14 protein-coding genes are annotated in these 18,239 nt (G+C 37.9%); 11 read left to right on the forward strand and 3 right to left on the reverse strand.

The genetic code is table 11. The features are described from left to right. The first annotated feature begins 280 nt into the window (after nt 1–280). Nucleotides 281–583 carry an ArsR/SmtB family transcription factor gene (locus tag AC1MGI_RS22025; RefSeq protein ID WP_062187369.1) on the forward strand — a complete coding sequence of 101 codons (303 nt, stop codon included), beginning with the start codon at nt 281–283 and terminating at the stop codon, nt 581–583. Nucleotides 584–724: 141 nt separating this feature from the next. Then, nucleotides 725–1,738 carry a zinc-dependent alcohol dehydrogenase family protein gene (locus AC1MGI_RS22030; protein ID WP_480350265.1) on the forward strand — a complete coding sequence of 338 codons (1,014 nt, stop codon included), beginning with the start codon at nt 725–727 and terminating at the stop codon, nt 1,736–1,738. Nucleotides 1,739–1,911: 173 nt separating this feature from the next. Here AC1MGI_RS22030 and AC1MGI_RS22035 read toward each other — a convergent pair whose 3' ends face one another. Both AC1MGI_RS22035 and AC1MGI_RS22040 read right to left on the reverse strand, forming a co-directional pair. Beyond that, the gene (locus tag AC1MGI_RS22035) at nt 1,912–2,853 is read right to left on the reverse strand and encodes an IS3 family transposase (protein WP_480350270.1); all 942 of its coding nucleotides are present in this window, start codon (nt 2,851–2,853) and stop codon (nt 1,912–1,914) included. Beyond that, the gene (locus AC1MGI_RS22040) at nt 2,775–3,104 is read right to left on the reverse strand and encodes a transposase (RefSeq protein WP_480350220.1); all 330 of its coding nucleotides are present in this window, start codon (nt 3,102–3,104) and stop codon (nt 2,775–2,777) included. The genes AC1MGI_RS22035 and AC1MGI_RS22040 overlap by 79 nt, the downstream gene beginning before the upstream one ends. 872 nt (nt 3,105–3,976) lie before the next feature. On the opposite strand from AC1MGI_RS22040, the gene AC1MGI_RS22045 reads away from it, so the two are divergent. Further along, on the forward strand, nt 3,977–4,567 hold the full coding sequence (locus AC1MGI_RS22045) for a C1q-like domain-containing protein (RefSeq protein ID WP_480350271.1): 591 nt from the start codon (nt 3,977–3,979) through the stop codon (nt 4,565–4,567). Nucleotides 4,568–5,264: 697 nt separating this feature from the next. Here AC1MGI_RS22045 and AC1MGI_RS22050 read toward each other — a convergent pair. After that, a complete protein-coding gene (locus tag AC1MGI_RS22050; protein WP_480350221.1) occupies nt 5,265–7,121 on the reverse strand; it encodes a helix-turn-helix domain-containing protein in 1,857 nt (618 codons plus the stop codon). A 1,095-nt stretch (nt 7,122–8,216) separates the two neighbouring features. Between AC1MGI_RS22050 and AC1MGI_RS22055 the strand changes: the two genes are divergently transcribed. The 8 genes from AC1MGI_RS22055 (at nt 8,217) to AC1MGI_RS22090 (ending at nt 18,230) form a co-directional block, all read left to right on the forward strand. Next, the gene (locus tag AC1MGI_RS22055; protein WP_480350223.1) at nt 8,217–9,764 is read left to right on the forward strand and encodes a primase C-terminal domain-containing protein; all 1,548 of its coding nucleotides are present in this window, start codon (nt 8,217–8,219) and stop codon (nt 9,762–9,764) included. A 1,149-nt stretch (nt 9,765–10,913) separates the two neighbouring features. Further along, nucleotides 10,914–11,708, forward strand: a complete 795-nt coding sequence (locus AC1MGI_RS22060; RefSeq protein ID WP_480350225.1) for a hypothetical protein — start codon at nt 10,914–10,916, stop codon at nt 11,706–11,708. Further along, complete coding sequence (locus tag AC1MGI_RS22065) at nt 11,674–13,662, forward strand: type IV secretion system DNA-binding domain-containing protein (RefSeq protein WP_480350273.1); 1,989 nt, start codon at nt 11,674–11,676, stop codon at nt 13,660–13,662. Before AC1MGI_RS22060 ends, AC1MGI_RS22065 begins: the two co-directional genes overlap by 35 nt. Beyond that, a complete protein-coding gene (locus AC1MGI_RS22070; protein ID WP_480350226.1) occupies nt 13,649–14,716 on the forward strand; it encodes a conjugal transfer protein in 1,068 nt (355 codons plus the stop codon). Before AC1MGI_RS22065 ends, AC1MGI_RS22070 begins: the two co-directional genes overlap by 14 nt. A gap of 6 nt (nt 14,717–14,722) precedes the next feature. Further along, nucleotides 14,723–14,953: a TcpD family membrane protein gene (locus tag AC1MGI_RS22075; RefSeq protein ID WP_062187292.1), complete on the forward strand. Its 231-nt coding sequence runs from the start codon at nt 14,723–14,725 to the stop codon at nt 14,951–14,953. Continuing rightward, nucleotides 14,950–15,339 (forward strand): TcpE family conjugal transfer membrane protein, encoded by a 390-nt coding sequence (locus AC1MGI_RS22080; protein ID WP_480350227.1) that lies wholly within the window; start codon nt 14,950–14,952, stop codon nt 15,337–15,339. The genes AC1MGI_RS22075 and AC1MGI_RS22080 overlap by 4 nt, the downstream gene beginning before the upstream one ends. Nucleotides 15,340–15,351: 12 nt before the next feature. Next, on the forward strand, nt 15,352–17,802 hold the full coding sequence (locus tag AC1MGI_RS22085; RefSeq protein WP_480350228.1) for an ATP-binding protein: 2,451 nt from the start codon (nt 15,352–15,354) through the stop codon (nt 17,800–17,802). Next, on the forward strand, nt 17,799–18,230 hold the full coding sequence (locus AC1MGI_RS22090) for a hypothetical protein (RefSeq protein ID WP_480350229.1): 432 nt from the start codon (nt 17,799–17,801) through the stop codon (nt 18,228–18,230). Before AC1MGI_RS22085 ends, AC1MGI_RS22090 begins: the two co-directional genes overlap by 4 nt. Nucleotides 18,231–18,239 lie beyond the last annotated feature (9 nt).

An 18,239-nucleotide genomic window follows, 5' to 3' on the forward strand; every position in this document is an offset into this window, starting at 1 on the left:
TCACGTACGGTTCTTAGGGGAGTTAGGGGCAGTGATGCCCCTCGCTTACCCGACTAAACTAGATTTGTATAGAGTATGCATGTGATACTTTGGGACCTTGTTCAACTAAAGGGCCAGATTGTTTAGTAACGCTTAGTAATATAAATGGATATTGTGAAGAAAAGTACTTAAACTAAACCAGCAGTAGAGTTGAAGAAGAAATGAATTTACAAAAAAATATTCTAGTTATAAATGTAAGGTTAAATTGACAAATTGACTTTTGTCGATTTATAATGTGAACATGGACAAGATAACTATTTTTAAATCACTTTCAAATGAGGCTCGATTACAAATTTTAGATTGGCTGAAAGACCCTTTTGCTCATTTTGGACCACAAGAAGGAATTGATTTAGTGGAAGTTGGTGTGTGTGTTAGTCAAATAACAACTAAGTTAAATATGACTCAATCTACTGCTTCTCAATACCTTTCAACTTTACAAAAAGCTGGTTTAATTAAAGCAACACGAATAGGCAAGTGGACTTATTACAAAAGGGATGAAGAAGCCATAAAAAATCTCGGTAAATTCATTCAAAAAGAGTTGTAACAATAACCAAATTCATAACAGAGTTTGGTTGTTGTTACAACCTAATATATCGATGATTCTAGATTTATCGATTTGTTTGATGCAGATTTAAAAAATACTTCTTGTTATAAATAATTAAATATAAGAAAAGAGGAAATGATGATGAAAGCATGGAAAAAACAAGGCGTAGGATTAGATAATCTGAAACTAGTAGAGGTAGAGATGCCGAAACCAGGTCCTAAACAAATATTAATTCAAGTGAAAGCTGTATCGCTTAATTTCCGTGATAAATCCATCATGGATGGCGATTATTTACCGGACTTAATGAGTAAACCTTTCACACCTGTATCGGATGCAGTAGGCGTTGTTGTAAGTGTAGGTTCAGATGTGAACCAGTTTAAAGAGGGAGACCGTGTTGTTTCGCATCTTTACACAAAATGGGTTGATGGGGCAGCAAGCGAAGACTATGCGCCAACAGCAGTGGGTGGACCGAATGATGGTGGCCTAGCGGAATATATGTTGTTAGATGAATATGCAGCAGTAATGGCACCAGCTAATTTAACAGATGAAGAGGCTTCAACACTGCCAATCGCAGCATTAACAGTGTGGTTTTCTTTAGTAGAATACGGCAAAATCAAAGCCGGTGACACGGTACTTGTTCTAGGTACGGGTGGTGTGTCCGTCTATGCGATTCAAATCGCTTCTGCATTAGGTGCAAGAGTAATTGTTACAACGAGCAGTGATGTAAAAGGTGAACGAGTAAAAGAGTTAGGCGCAAAAGAAGTCATCAACTATGTGGATACGCCAGATTGGGAACAAGAAGTATTAAAACTGACGGATGGTAAAGGTGCTCAACATATTTTAGAGGTTGTTGGTGGAGATAGCATTAACCGTTCGATCGAGGCGCTTGCACTACAAGGACATATTTATATCATTGGATTCCTGAAAAGCATGATGGCGGAAGTGAATTTATTCGCATTATTAGCGAAACAAGCACATATTCAAGGCATCTATGTCGGTCACCGCAAAGCATTCGATGACATGAACAAAGCCTTTAATGAACTAAATATTCATCCAGTAATCGATACAGTGTACTCATTCGACGAGGCTATCCAAGCCTACGAGCATCTAGGTCGTGGTGCTTTTGGTAAAATTGTCATTAAAGTTTCTGAATAAGTCAAAGGAAAGATAAAAATAACCTTTCGTGAGTTGTAATGAATCACTGATTCATTAACGAAGAATGTTTGCTTTATTCTATTTAAGGGCGCTTTAATTGAACAAACAGCTAAAAGGATCTTCCAACTGGTCTTATCCCCGTCAAGTAGACAATTAATAAAAAGGTTCACTTATTAGGCAGCCTTAGCTCTATATTCAGTAGGGCTGAGGTTATTTAATTTTTTTTGAAAACGTTTATTATTATAAAACTTAATATAATTTTTTACTGCTGCCTTAACCTCTTTTGAGGTCTCAAATTGGTAACGGTAAAAACATTCAGTTTTAAAGTGACTAAAAAAACTCTCCATACATGCGTTATCTAAACAATTTCCTTTTCTAGACATACTTTGCTTAATATTGTATCTTTTTAATAGTTGGTTATATCTTATTGAGGTGTACTGGAATCCTTGATCGCTATGTAATAGGAGCCCTTTTACATCTCTTTTTTTTACGGCCTCTTTTACAGTATCAGCTACTAGTTTAAGGTCATTTCTTTCACTTGTTTTATATGAAATAATCTCATTGCTGTATAGGTCTAGTATCGTAGATAAATAGATTTTCTTTCCGTTAAATAGTAGATAGGTTATATCTGTTACCCATTTTTCATTTGGGCGTGTAGCTGAAAATTCTCTGTTTAAATGGTTCTCTGAAACGGCATATTTTTCTTTTCGTCCAAGGTGCTTCCACTTCTTTTTCCGTATCTTCGCTTGAATTCCATTCGCTTTCATTAAACGATAAATTCTCTTATGATTAACTTTCAAACCATACGTCTTTTTAAGCCAAGTTTTAACTCTTGGGTAACCGTAGCTCCAATTAATATCAGAATCTTGTTGGCATTCCATAATCTTAGTTACGATTGATTGATCATCCAAATCCTTATCTGTTGGGTTTTCTTGGCGTTTTAGCCATTTGTAATAGCCACTCTTTGAAACACCTGCTATCATACATAACATGATGATGGTAAATTGATTTTTAAGTTCATGAATTATTTTGTATTCTATTGATTTTTCTTTTCTGGTATCATCCCCCTTTTCGCAGTTAAAAGCTTTTTTAAATAGGCATTCTCTGCTTCTAATCGACTTATTTTTTCTGTATCACTTTCATAGTCTTTTTTAAGTCCACCTTTCAGTGGGCTACGATATGTTCCTCTCTTTTCCTCTAACCCCTGAATTCCTTCTCTTTTATAGTGAGCTATCCACCTTTGCACAGTTGTATATCCAATCCCTAACTCTTTGGAAATTGATCTAATACCCATATCTTTCTTTTGGTATAAATTAATCGCTTTTAGCTTAATTTCTTTTCTATAGGTTGTTCTAATTTTCCCCATAAAAAATCCCCTCCATAGAAGACAGTACAATCCTTTCTTTTTACTGTCTACTATAAGGGGATAATAACAAACCGAAGATCCTTTTTTAGTACCTATAAAGGTGATTATGTTAACTATAGTCCTTTACAAACGAGGTTTTGGTTGCCTTCATGGCAACCTTTTAGCCTTTAAGACTAGTATTTTATCTTTTGTTCTTTTCCTAAACTTTGTAAGCTTGTGACCTATTTTTACTGGTATCTCGGTCATACCCTATTATTGTCTGAGAGAAATCTTTGCCTGCATACAGGCAAAGCACGCTTACGTGCTAAAAGACAAGCCCGCCCAACCTAGCGCGTTGAATCGCATGATCCTTCGGCAATTTGAAACTTAGGTTTCAAAACTTCCCACCCCTGCCAAGAGGATAAAACCATAAATGTTTAACAGCCTTATTCGTCCATTCTTATTCTCCCTGCGGTTCAGTATATGGACAAACCATAAATGGAATCCTATTCCAAATGAAATGATTGATCTATGGTAACTACTCAGCCACTACATATTGATTTCGAGGAACTAAATCATGGCGCATATTGTGTTCATATGGCACATAAGTGTTTCCAAGATTCAGTCTTTTCGTTGTAAAGATAGTTTATGAGCAATATGTAGTACTGTTTTTAGAATCCCATACTAAATGTTGTAATATGCAGGCTGAGTCATTACGATCTATGAAAACATTTAAATTGATTATGCTTGCTCTAAAAATGAACCAAATAAGGTATAAATAATTGGATATATTGTACAAACACTCTTTTTAGTAATGAATAACATATATATAATTTCAAAAGAGGGTGATTAAAATAAACAAGAATTATAGTCTTTATAACCAAAAAGATGATATTTATTATGTAGAAAAAGACCATCATAAGAAATCATACGATGACTACTATAATAGTAAAAAAGAAAAGTGTTGTGGTGGTAACAACAATGAAATCAATATTAATATAAATTCAGAAAAAGACCATGATCGTAAAAAAGATGATAATAAAGGAAACGTAAGACCATCAGCGTTCAGAGCTCTCAACACAGCTACTTCCATCCCTGCTCCTGCAAACACTAGAACAAAGGTTTTATTTTCAAATGAACAATTTGATTTAGCCAATGAGTACAATACAGCTACATCAACATTTATTCCAGCAACAAGAGGAGTATATGAAATTAAAGGGACTATAGTATTTGGCCCTAACGTCGTTCAGAACCACGTTGTTGCAGTAATAATTGTCGTAAATGGTGTTACACAAGCTGCTGTTGATAATGAATTTTTTGGAGCACCTAATGTTGTTTTGAGTGTAGCAAATGTTACAACTATCTTGGAACTACAAGCAGGAGACCGCGTCGAGGTTTTTGCAGTACCAAATGTAAATGGGTCTATTAGAGCAAATATAGATACCCGTTTTGAAGCAGCAAGATTTCCATCCCCAACATCATAAACATGTATACTTGGAATAAACATTTCAATTGTTTAAATTTATTATGACAACAAAGGCAGGTGCATATCACTCCTGCCCTGTTGTTTTTTATCTCCAATTTGACGTTTATAAAAGCAAAATTAAACAAACACTTAAGGGTTTCTTGTTCAACTAAAGGGTCTAATGCCAGCGTCGATGCAACCAGGGGCAAAGTAATCCTTAGAGTTAGAGCTTTACTATAGATTACGATAGACCATTAAACACATGTGGTGTGTACAATCATCTAATGTGCGAATGAGAGCACTTATTTTGTAGTCACAAAAATGGTCTAATTAGATACAAATCCAATCTTGCTTTGTTTTCATGCAAAACACGCTAAATATGGTGTAACAAAATACTGTCACATAATTTCTGTGTAACAATATTTTGTTAAAATCCTTTGTGATACACCTAAATTTGCTTGTTGTTTCGCTTAAAGGGCGCGATTAAGGAAGATCACTTAGGTTTTAAATGATTTTATTGTTCTATTTTTAAGTGCAGTGAAGTGAAGTGTTTTACTTTAATAATTTAACAACTTTATTTTAATCCGGTCTTAAAATCAGAACGGGGCATGCGTGTATGAGGTTTTAAAATCAAATAACTAACTTGTTGATTTACAAAAAACATTTGTTGCGATTAAGAGAGGAATAAACAATCGGCAACACTCTAACATATTTCATTAGTAAGAGTGCTGCTGTTGTTTTTCTTTTAACCAATTGAGCATTTTCTCATCGTTCTTGTTGTTTTGGCGTTTATTTTCTCTTCTTAGGTACCGCGAAAGAGTAGAGTGGGAAAAACCAATTTCTTCTGCTGTCTGTCGGATACTCATATTTTGGGAGTCCATCATGGCTTTCATTGTTTCTGGAGAGAGCTCTATTTCATGTTCTGATCCGAAATGCAACACTTGCTGTTCCGGTTCCCCGTGTCTATCTTTACTACTTTTCCCAGAAGGTACGATGGATGGATCCTCGGTGGATTCTAATTCAAGTGTTGGAGCTAACTCATTGAATGAAAAGTTCTGTGAGTACATAAGATCTTCTGTAATTGAGCTCTCGTGACTTATCTGATTCATCCGTTCAATAATTTCTTCATTCACCAAACGATTTGAATCAATCAGTAACTTTTTCTGATTTTCATTAACGACAGTGTCTGTTGGCAGAATAAGTACGTTCAGTTTGGTCCAATAGCTTTGGAACCAACCCTTTTTCCCAACCTGTTCCTCATCGATCTCTTCCGTATAGTTCCAGCTCCTGATCACGCTGTCTTTCTGCAATTCATCCAACACGTTTTCAAACTTATCTCTCTTTTGCACTCCGTTATATCGACTGGATATGTCCATTATTTTCAACAGGGTAGATACCTTAAAGGGTTGCTGCAAGGTTCTTCTAATGGTCCTGATTTTCCACTGGATATTAAAATAACGGGTCAATCGCTTGTGTTCGCGCTGTGTGTAATGGCTATATTGAAAAACCTTTAAATCTAATAAACCAAGTGTTCGATTTGGTCCATCCAAGTAGGGGGTAAGAACAGAGGACGGTTTTACTTGTACGGCATATATACCTTTTGGTTCTCCTGTTTTTTTATCATAGGCAACACGGATTTTTCCAACTTCGAACATTCTTTGGAAATCTTTGAATTCATAAAGTTCATTGTCCTGGATATCTTGGGCGTTAAACACCTTTACCTGCTGATTACCAAGGGAGACCCAGATGCTTGAAAGTGCAGCCACTCGTTTCATGATATTGAAGCGATCTTCCTCACGAAAATCCAGTTCCCTGCCTTGTGCTGTGCGTTTCTTTAGGTTCCTAAGCTGTAAGGCATCATTACTATGAAACTCTATATATCCGTCACTGGTCTTAGGAGACACCATCCATAAGTATGTAATTAAATCAAAGAGGTCAGCCGTCATTTCATCCAATGAGTTTATAGTAGATTCGATAAGCTCAAACCACATTTCCTGTTGATCTGAGGCAAGCTCAGTCACATGAGACTCAGGAGGCCTGATTTCTGCTAATCCTCTGACCTTTCCACGATTGTCGATAATCTCGGTTGCCAAAAGACCCGTCTCTCCTTTTTTAAAGTCCTTTTTCTTTGTCACGATGTCTCTCATTAAATGATAATCCATGTCCATGCTGGAATATATATATTCACGGCTCAAAGCTTCACTTATTTTCTCTTCATTCGCGCTTCGTTTTATCTCATCCATAGGGAATTCGTTTATAAAATGTCCGGCTAATATGACTTTCATTGTATCCTGATAGTTTTCTACAGCCTTTTTTAACATTTCTTTTGTTATAAGTTTTTCGAAGTATAATGTTTGAGTGAACAAAGAAAATAAGGCCCGGAAGCTTGGACTCATTGTATAGTCCGGAATCTGATTTTTGACCTCTTCCTCCGTCATACGATAGGCTTCCTGTTTCCATTTAGCCAGAATATAAGGACGATCTTTAAACAAAATTTTGGTTTCTTCGAAAATAGCAATCTTCAGAAACTCATAGTTCAAAATCATATGATCATGTATGTCCTGATATATCAAAAAAAATCCACCCTCTCTATTATGAAGGAAATCCAATGGCTGAAAAGATTAAAACCTCTCCTTTTATCTAAAATGCACCACATTCTTATCATTATAACAAGAGTGGAACAGTTTTCGAAGAGAAAATGCACCATTTACTACACAGGTTCCGAATAATATGCACCATTTACTATACAGGTTTCGAAGTAATGGTGCATATGCACCATAAACCATACTGGTTTTACGAAGCCAGCATATGTAAACATATATCCCTGTCAAAATAATCATTAAATGTTCAAGGCCACTAAACAAAAGATTCAATGATTTCTATATGATTTAAGGGAAACGCACCATTATTCTAAAGTGAGCGAAACCTGTGTACTATTTATAGCTATTATGCACCAACCTTCTCTTTGTTTATTGAACTACTTGTAAATACAGCTCTAAGATTTTGGTGAGTACCAACTTGAAATTATTCTAGGTAAATTTGATAAAGCGAAATATGTTTACAAAAATGCTCCATTATTCTCGAAATGAGCGGAACTTGTATACTATTTTTTTAAAAAATGCACCAAAATTATATTTTTAGTGTGCATGTGAGCGGAACCTGTGTAGGAGGAAAAAACGTTGATTTATATACATATTAGCACTAGTTTGTTTCTATCGCATATAAGAAATATACCCAATTTGAGCACCATTATTTAATAAGTGAGCGGAACCTGTATACCAAAAATGCACCACTCACCCTCAGAGATGAGCGGAACCTGTTTAGTATTTTTTTTAGATGTATGTCAACGGACCTTATCATGACAAGCTTTTTTAGGATTACGTTCAATATGCAATGTGTGCAATAATGGTACACTTTCGGCTTTTTTGGTGCAAAAAGTGAGCGGAACTTGCATAACAAAAAAAAAAAAAAAAAAATCAAACCCTTGGGGCTCTAAGTCCCAAGGGACTTTTTATTTTTGGTGCATTTCTCCTAGAGAGCACCCTTTTTCAAAAGTCGAGTTCGATATACTATATTCAGCAAAAAGTTCCATGCAAGAAGTGGAAATCGGTGCAATTTATTGTAACTTTAAATGTTTGTAATTTAAGTAGAGGAAGAAGGTGTGTATCATGGGAACTCCAATAGCAGCTAATTACAAAAGAAGTCTCCTTTCAATCGTTGAAATCATGCAATTTATGACTCATAGTAGCTTGCGTCTATATAAAAAGAAGGGCTCCCGTCAGCCCTTAAATAGAGTGGTTGAATACGAGAATACTATGAACGAAAACCCTCATCGTAAAGGCGTGGTATTTGTATCGCCATGTAAGGCTGACCTTGTGGAGGGGAAAGGCTATATTGTGACTTCTTACGAAGCTCTCCAAGAAAAGTATGGGACCCTGACCCACTGGACGCCTAATACCTATCGAGGTGGTACATACTATGACTTCAAAAGACGTATCATCAAGGGGCATGAGCGTGAGAATCTAAAACAAATCAATGTAATTAGCCTTGATATCGATACAAAAGAAGTGGATCTGTACGCCCTTTATCTTGGATGTGAGGAATTGGGCTTGCCTCGTCCTAATCTTCTTCTGGAAACGCCAAGAGGATTCCAGGTCTTCTTTGTGCTGGAAACTCCTTTTCATATACACAAAAAACAAGATTACAAGGCTTTAAGAGTTGCCGAGCGTCTGTCTGAAAATATGCGAAAAGCACTTAAAAGCTATGTGCCGGTTGATACCGGATGTGTCCCTTTCGGCTTTTACCGCATCCCAAGGGAAGACAATGTACTGGACTTCTATGACCAGCCTGCCAACACAAGCCAACTGCTAACCTGGTCTAAACAGTATGAAGAGAAGGAAAATAGAAACTTCCTGCGAGTAGTTTATAACAAGAATGCTTCAGTAATCGACCAAACGTCTTCAGACTGGTATCGGGCGCTTATTCGAGCTACACACATCCAGAAAGGGCATTTTGGCTCCAGCCGTAATAATGCACTCATGACGCTTGCACTTGCCAATTACGCGAGTGAGCGGCCATTGGAGGAAGCTTATGATGAACTTGATCAATTTAACAGCAACTTGTATCAACCACTAAAGAAAGGGGAATTTGAACGAATTATAAGGAGTGCGTATTCAGGCAAATATAAGGGTGTAAAGCGTTCCTACGTGGAAGACTTACTAGAGCTTTGGACAGATGGACAAGCTCAATTCAAGGGAAGGGAAGGCTGGTATAAATTCAAAAAGCCGCGTGAAGAGCGAGTGCGTTCCCATTATGAGGAGTGGGAAGAGGACATCATCGCTTATTTAAATACACATACAAGCCCTGAAAAGCCATTTTTGGAGGCTTCTTTGAGCAGTCTTGCTAAAACCTTTGGAATGTCTGTATCTACGCTTAAGGAAGTTTGTAAGCAATCGAGCAAACTTAAAAAATTTACGATTGGTCGTGGCCGCGGGGCTATAACAAAACTTGCCAGCCGTTCGATGCTATTTAGGAGCTTGCTGATGCTACGTAAGAATAGCATTCTACAAGCCCAGCTTTCTTTTGCCGAACTTCTTCCCGAACCGAATCAATTTGTTGCCCTCCAATTCCCCACATTGGAAACTGAATTGCTGACTCATGAAGTAGATATTTTATACCGTTCTGGGGCTTCTCCACCGGATAAAATGACTTCTTAAAATTAATGAGCCAGTCTGCCATCACATATCTATAGTATCCTTTTGGGTGTCTGTAAGAAAATGGTTTCTCTTACTAGCTTGAGTAGTGGATAGTTTTTCTTTTTATTGGGGAAGAACTTTTTGAGTGGCTTCTATTTGGATTTTGTGTAGGGTGGGCGCGAGAAGAATTAGCATATTATATGCATCCTTTTATACATGTTTAAGATTTTATTAGTGAGGGAGATCTTAAAGTCATAATAGGGTTTATTTGGTTGCTTATTTAAATTATGAAGAAATAAACAATGAGATTCATTGGATAAGATTGGGTGAGTTTTAAGTTATTATTCTATCGAGGAACCAATGATCTTAAGTTTAGATAATGGGTATATGTAAGTGATTCACCATAGATTTGTATCCTAAAATATGGGAAATTATATTCATTTTTCTTTACAAGTATTGCCAAACAAATGTACGTCTAGTAGGCTTGAAATACAGCTTAAAAAACCGTAAACCATATAGATTAATATACGTAACTTAGAAGTTAATGAATGTCTATATGAGTTGCGGTTTTAAAAAGCAGTCGCCCCCAATCACACAAAGGGCGGATCACCTCCTGTTTATTCCCGTAACCAGCAGAAGACCTCGCCTATACTACGTAAACATAGCCGAGGTCTTCTGCTACTAGTCTAAAGGCGGAGGTAATCCAAAGTGAGAGTGGGGGCGACTGGATAGATTTTAGATAGGGAGGAGAGTGGTAGAGAGGTAGTTAAAGAGATAAGTTCAAGTGATGTAGGTCCAAAAATTAAGTTCAAGTGCAAGTTCAAAAGATAAGTTCAAGTAATAACGTTCATGGTTAAAGGAATAGCTAAGATCAAGAGAAAAAGTAATTTTATAATGATGAGGGAGGGGTATTGTAACTAATTGAAATTTGTATCAGTTTAGATTCCTTGTATATTTATTCATCAATGAGGTGTGGGGTTATTGCGGTGAATGGGTGAATAAAAGCTTATTTAGGATCATTAATGTTTGCTTATGTGGGCGTTAAAAAATTTTCAATTAACTGTGCTTTTAATTGTGATGTTGATTGCATTTATTGTTTACGCAATTCGTTTCTGTTTTGTTAAAAGGGAGAGTGGTTCTTATATTTGTTAGTAGAGGATGATGTTTTAGATGATGCTAAAGTATACTTCGTTAAAAGAGAAGGATTTGGAGTATCTATCGTTTATTTTGAGGAATGGTATGGTGACGGCCAAACAAATTATGCTGAAATTTCGTGAGCCTAATATTCACCGTGTTTATCGCAGACTTCGAAAATTAGTAGATAAAAAGTATGTGAAGTACGAACGCATTGCACATAAGGTTGGGGTTTATCTTGGAACGATTGACGCCAGAAAATTAACGAATGTCGATGTAACCGTTCCGAATAAGGCAAGGATCTATACTATACAACATGATCTTCTCATCACTGATCTCATTCTATTTTATGAGATTCAATCGGAGAAGCAGGGTGTTGACTTTAAGTATCGGACAGAGAGGGAAATTCGTTTCTCTATGATTGGGGAGGGTGATAATCCTAGTAAATTGAAAGCTTTTAATGATAAGCGGGACCGAATACCGGATGCAGTTTTCTTTTTTAAGCCAGCTAATGGAAACGTCACCACGACCTGGGTTGAGCTGGAATTGAATAAGAAAGAACGAAAACGCTATGATGACAAGTTCAAGATGTTTGATGAAATACTTTCTGGAGAGCGCCAGGGTAAACAACCATACTCCTACGACCAAGTGATCTACTTTGCGAATGAAGTAAAAATTCATAATGTAATTATTGAGGCAAAACAGCGATTAATTAATGCTAATAAGATTACGGTACGCAATGTTCCTTCTGTCATATTAGAAGAACGGTGGGAAGAGGTGTTGCCTAGTGGAACCAATGATGGAGAAACGAGGGGAGCCAAAACAGACTGAAACGGATCTAATGATTGGTGAACTCGTGATTTACGGTTTAATCGGGATAATTGGAATTTTGTTCTTTCTGCCGGTTATGCTTGGAATGCTGATCTTTGCGATTATTAACCTCTTTCGACGAGATTGGATTTCATACGCTGCACTTGCGACTGGAGCGATTATTTTATTTTGGCAATTTCAATCAGGCCGTATCCTTAGTTATTTTGGATTAATTTCAGAACTGAATATTCCATACATGTCGGCGGGTGTTGAAAAATTATTGAATCAAGGAAATGCCATTGCCGCAACAAGTTCTTCCTACTTTGTGTTACTAGGATTGGTGTTCCTATTCTCGTTTGGATTTTTTATCTTCGCCAAGTATTTTTGGAAGAAGAGAGTGACTACTAAATCTGGTGACGTGCTAAAGAAAAAAGAAGAGCAGAAGTATAAAGCTTTTCGAAAAAATCGCGTAAAATTTTTAGGTAAGAAGCAGCTACAGTACCGAAATAAGCTATCCAAAGAGGTTTTTGTCGGGTACACCGATTTTAAAGAGCGTGTAGCAATTGGTGCAAATGAGCTTAATTATCACATGTTGGCTACCGGGGGAACGGGTACAGGAAAGACCACACTCATTGCTTCGCTCATGGAAGCAGCCTTGCAGCAGGAAAAACCCGTTATCTTCATGGATGGCAAGGGTGAAAGGAAATCTATGCTTGAATTTAAGGCGTTGTGTGAAGCATATGGCCGGAAAGTGTATCTGTTTTCTGAAATGGATGAACTCACGTATAACCCGATCAAGAATGGTACACCGACTGAAACAAGAGATAAGCTGATGTCGCTTTTCAGTTTTTCAAATGAGGGGGATGGAGCCTATTACACCGATATTGCATCCCGTTATTTGCAACTAGTGGTCAAGCTAATTGATGAAGCAGGCGTACCTAGAGAGATCAAGACGATTGCCAAGCTAACCAGTTTTACCTACATGAGTGAATTTTTCAGGGAACACAGCACCCAGGAAGAAATTGAAGAAGAATTTGAGATGGAAGTAGAGGAAGAAGTACTTGTTGAAAAGGAGTCTCAAACGTCACTGGATGACGATTTAAGCGGTTTTCTTTCGTCGACAGAGCCAAAGACGGAAACCGTCAAAAAAATGGTTGTAAGAAAGCGTAAGCGATCTGTTACAAAACTTGAAGAGGGCATGCAACGTATTAAAAAAGTGTTAGATGATGAATTTCCGGAAGAGATTGTCGAAGGCTGTTTGACAAGATTAAAGATGCAACTAGGAGAGCTGCTAGAATCCGATCTTGGGCATTTATTTGTGGAAAGTAAGAATGGTATTGATCTTCAAAAAATCACCGATAACAACGACGTCGTGATCTTCAGTATTTCTGGAAGCCGATATGCTGATTACATTAAAAAGATTGGAAAAATGATCATTCTGGACGTAAATAGTTTGGTAGCTTACAGACAAGCCCAGGGGCGTAAATCGATTTTGGGTGTCTATGATGAGTTTTCAGCTTATGGTGATCGCAGAATCGTTGATATCGTCAATAAATCACGTTCTGCAGGTTTTGAATGCATAATCTCTACTCAAACGTTGTCCGATATTGACGCCATTGACCCTGTCATGACGGAGCAAATCATTTCTAACTGCAATATTATCGCCACTGGACGTGTCAATTCATCCAAGGATGCCGAGCGAATTGCCCAAGTATTTGGCACGTATTCCGATCGGGAAATTACGCAGCAGATTGAAAAGAAATATCCTCATATTCGCTATGAAGCAACCATGGGAACTGTCCGTAATGTGGAACGATTTAAGGCGAATCCTAGTGAAATTAAAAACTTGCAAATCGGTGAAATCTTCATCAATCGCAAAATGGTAGAGGAAGATACAGGCGATACCTATTTCCGCCGAGTGTATGTACGGAACGCACTAGAATTAGGAGGGATTCAATCCAATGAAGCTTCTTGATAGTCTGAAGCAGGGTTTTAAGAACAATGCGGATCGAGGGCGCAAGAAGGTCTTAAAAGATGAAAGGCGACTAAAGTCCTCAAGATTTAATGGTCGATTGGTATTTAGCTTTGTATTTTGGGCGGTGCTTGTCGGAGTGATTTTTTTCACTTTTCAATCGTGGTCTCGAACGGGCTTCCTGAATGAGAAGGTGAATGGATATCAGAATGAAGCAGCAACGCAAATCGCCAGCCTGAACGAAGTTGGTTTTGCCAATTCACCAGCTGGTGAGGAATACGCCAGTACATTTATTGCCACCTACATCAACGTATCCAATGACGAAAAACAGCGAGAAGAACGAGCGAAAGCACTTCAAAGCTTTCTTGCTGAAGGGTTAGAGGTTGGAGAGTTGGAAAACCTTTCGGAATTTAAAGGGAAACGAGTTTTGAAGAGTGCTAGCTTATATGATGTGAAGGACGTTTCGGAAGCCGCAGCCAGTTATGTGTATCGTATAGATTATGAACTATTCAAGATCGTAGAGAAAAAAGAACAAGTAGAGGGGAAAAACGCAGAAGGCAAGGAAGAGGTAGAAGAAAAAGTACCTATGGCTGAAGAATCGCTGGGTAAAAAACAGCAAATGATTGTGGTTCGACTTGGAACAGACGGAAATTCCTTCAACGTTATTGAGCAGCCTTATTATCAAGCTATTCCAAGCGCTACAAGATTAACAGCTATTACAGATAAAACCGATCAAACACATAAGAACACAAAGGTTGAAAGTGATCTTAAACAGTTCGCTACACAATTTTTCACCTCTTATACGACTAATTCTATGGAGGAAATGTCGTACCTTATGGAAACACCCGAATCTCTTAAAGACCTGTACGAGTATAAGGGACTAGAAGACTTTGTGGTATATGACAGGGAAAAAGAAGGGCAATACATGGTGAAATCGCTTGTTCTCTTACAGGAGGCGAATACGGGCCTTCAATCCAAACACCCGTTTACCCTGCTTGTGAGCAAGCAGAACAATAAATATTATGTTCAAGAATTAAAACACACGATAGGAGGATGATTGTATATGCCAGATATTACAGGTCTTACCGATTATGTTTCAGCTCAAGTCGCAGCCGTCTTGTTTATTGTTATGGTCGTCATGATTGTACGAGCTTTTATTTCTCAACGATGGGGTCAGTTTTTCTCTAGCTTTATTTTTGCGGTCATTTGTTACGTGATTGTCGCGAATCCTGGTGAGTTTGAAAGTATGGCCACAGCTATTTGGAACCAAGTAAAAAGCGGTGGACTTTCATGAGGTCAGCAGCCTACAGCTACCGAAAATTTTTCAAGTATCCTTTAAAAATTTGGAAAATTGGTAAAAATGAAAAATTTTTAGTTTTTTCAAAAGGGATCGAGATCAGACAGATCATTGTTTCTTTATTTCTTTTCGGTGTTTTCTTTCTATTCAGAGGGAGTATTAATCAGGTATTACCGACGACTTTACAACTGGCTTTTTACGCCGTGCTGCCGTGGATGATTGCCGGAGTGATCTGCAGAAGTAAACTGGACGGTAAACGACTTGACCGTTTTTTTATCGGGTACTTTCGATATATGTATAATAAGCGTTTTAGTTATAGCAGCCATAAACCTGTTTACCAGCCACAGATGAAGAAAGCACAATCTTACGAGCGATTCCAATAAGGTGGTGGTACCATGATACAATTTCCCATTCAATCTTACAAAGGCAATGTGATCTACACGCATGACATGGAAGCTTGGTCTTATTATCGCCTACATGAAAATACGGTAGGCGTGAATGAGCAGGAAGCTGAAAATCATCTGGTTAACCGTCTTCAAAGGCTTGCTTGGCAATTTGCGGCCTTTGAAGAAATTGACTATAAAATCGTTCCAATACCCGTTGATATTGATAAGCGTATGGATAGTCTGCAACAACAGTATGAAGGGAAATATGCCGAAACAGGGAAATATTATGCGGATCGAGCAAAAGAAATCTTACGTGAAGAAGCGAAAAATGTCGTAGAATACAAATTTTTTGTAGGCATTAAGTTAAAGAAAAGGGAGCTGGATGAAAATATACTTAGCACGTTTTCTTCTTCTCTCAAAAGTATGAACCGTTATTTGCAAAAGCTTGCTGGTTTTGAAGGGCATGAGGTTGATGATTTAACAGCCAGTATGTTTGAGGAATCCGAGGAAGATGCTTATACCACCCTAAATAATTATCTAGGCGCTTTCAAGGTGAAAGAAAAGGAATTGCGTTATATCATCCGTCATCAGTTTGTCAGAGGTCAAGAGCAGCCTGACGGTGACGGCAGTGTTTACAGCCTTACTGAAGGTATAATCGACCCAGGAAAAGCCGGGTATCTCAATATTAAGCAACTAGATGATGAATCGTGGTGTGCTTTCCTACCTGTTTCGGAATTTCCAGTAGATCTAAGTCATAAAGAGTGGGCTTACTTTTTTCAGTTCTATCACTTTCCGGTAGAGGTCAACATGCGAACGATCTATAAGAAGAAAAAAGACGATGAGAACCAAACCAATACCATTAAAAAACGATTTCGCGATCAAGATGCTCAATTGATTGAAGCGAATGAGGATGACGATAGCTTAATTAATACAGGGCGTGTGCTTCTGCATGAGCTGGAAAATGAAATTAAAAATCAAGGAAAACCACTTCTTAGAACGCACATCAATTTCGTTGTATATGGTCAAACAAAAGAAGAAGTCCGAAAACGAGCCAGAAGGCTCAAATCAGATTTTAAAGACCAGCAAATTGAAATCGTGCAGCCACTTGCCGACCAACTCCTTTTGTTCCATCAATCGTTACCAGCAGCCAAAATTGTAGCCGAGGACTGGGAACAAATTCTTACTCCTGAATCATTTGCTGAATCCCTTTTCTCTCTTACACGAAAAATCGGAAATACTGTGGGATTCTATCTCGGAAAAAATATATCGCATGATGGGGAAAGCATTGAAAGTTCTCAATCTCTCGTTTTTTACCATCCGTTCCTAGCCCACTTGGGCTTAAAGGGTTCTAAATATTCTTCCCCGCATGTAACAATCTCTGGACCGACAGGGATGGGGAAATCTTATCTACTAAAGGATATTCTATTGAATGGTGTTTTTTTCGGAGCGAAAGTCCTTATGACGGATCCCAAGAACGAAGTCGAAAAGAAATTCAAACAAGCCCTTACGCCTGAAATGGAGCGTACAGCCCCCTTCTTTAAAGAGTTAATTGAAAGTTTCAACTATATCACTCTATCAAGTGAGAAAAAGGATGCTGGAAAGCTTGATCCCCTTACTTTCCTTGAAGGGGAAGAGGCGCAGGATGCGGCAGTTGGCGTTCTTGAATACTTATCAGAGCTACAATCGAACGAGCGGAATGTGAAAACGGCCATTTATAAAGGTGTTCGTCATATTCTTCAACAAGGAGAGAAACCTGGGCTATTGAAAGTCGTTCGTTATTTGCAGGCATCTGACGATCAGGACGTTAAAAATGTGGGTGATCTGCTTTATGAAATCGGTACGAACGGGGTTGCTAAACTGATGTTTTCAGACGGTGATGTTGACGGGATTAGTCTTGGTGAACAAGTGAACATTTTACAGATTCAAAATTTGAATCTTCCAGATGAAGGCGAAAAGGCAGCCACACGAGACGAACACATTGCCGTTGCTTTGATGCAACCACTGGCCAAGTTTGCGACGAAATTCGCACGGGACGATTCCGTTGTTAAGATGACGATTTTTGAAGAAGCATGGATGCTTATGAATACGGGTGCTGGCGATCGATTGATCAATGAATTATTGCGTACTGGGCGTTCCTTGCGATCAGCTGTCTATATCGTCACACAGTCCACTTATGAGTACAACAAGCCACAGATCAAAGAGAATATTGGCACGAAGTTTGCTTTTAAAGCGAAAACAACTGAAGAAGCTGGCAATATTATTGAGTTTCTTGGGATGGAAGATAACAAAGCTAACCGAGATATGCTGAAAAACCTTTCTGAAGGCCAATGTATCGTTGAGGATATGTACGGGCGAACAGCCAAGATTCAGACGGATGTATTGTTTGATGAGTGGATTAGCGCCTTCAATACAAAAGAAAGTGATCGTGGGAGAGCAGAGACCGAGGAGGCGTTCATGTGAAAAAATTATTAATCTTTTTCATTGCTTTGATTGCACTTTTAACTGGGTGTAATCAAGGCGTATCTTCTGAAGATATTGCGAATCTTGCTTACGAGTGGGAAAAAGCAAAGTTTGATAATGATTACGAAAAGCAAAAAGAAATTCTTTATGAGAAAGGTTCCTATGAGGTTGATAAGGATGATAAAAAAATTGATTCAGGATTAAAGTATGAAGATATTCGTTATGCAATCTATTTCGATGAAGATTTAGAACAGTATTATGTTTTTGTGGATTTTAAAAACCCGAATGGTGAAAATTCAGTAGAGGATAGTATTGTTTTTCGTAAAAAAGATGAGGAATGGAAAGTTGATACCAGCAAGAGTTTGGATATCGTCCGTAGAGATATATCAGAGAAGTTTGATCAAGAAGCGTGCATTAACTGCAAATAAGGAGGGATT

Source organism: Peribacillus sp. BM1 (assembly GCF_056679975.1).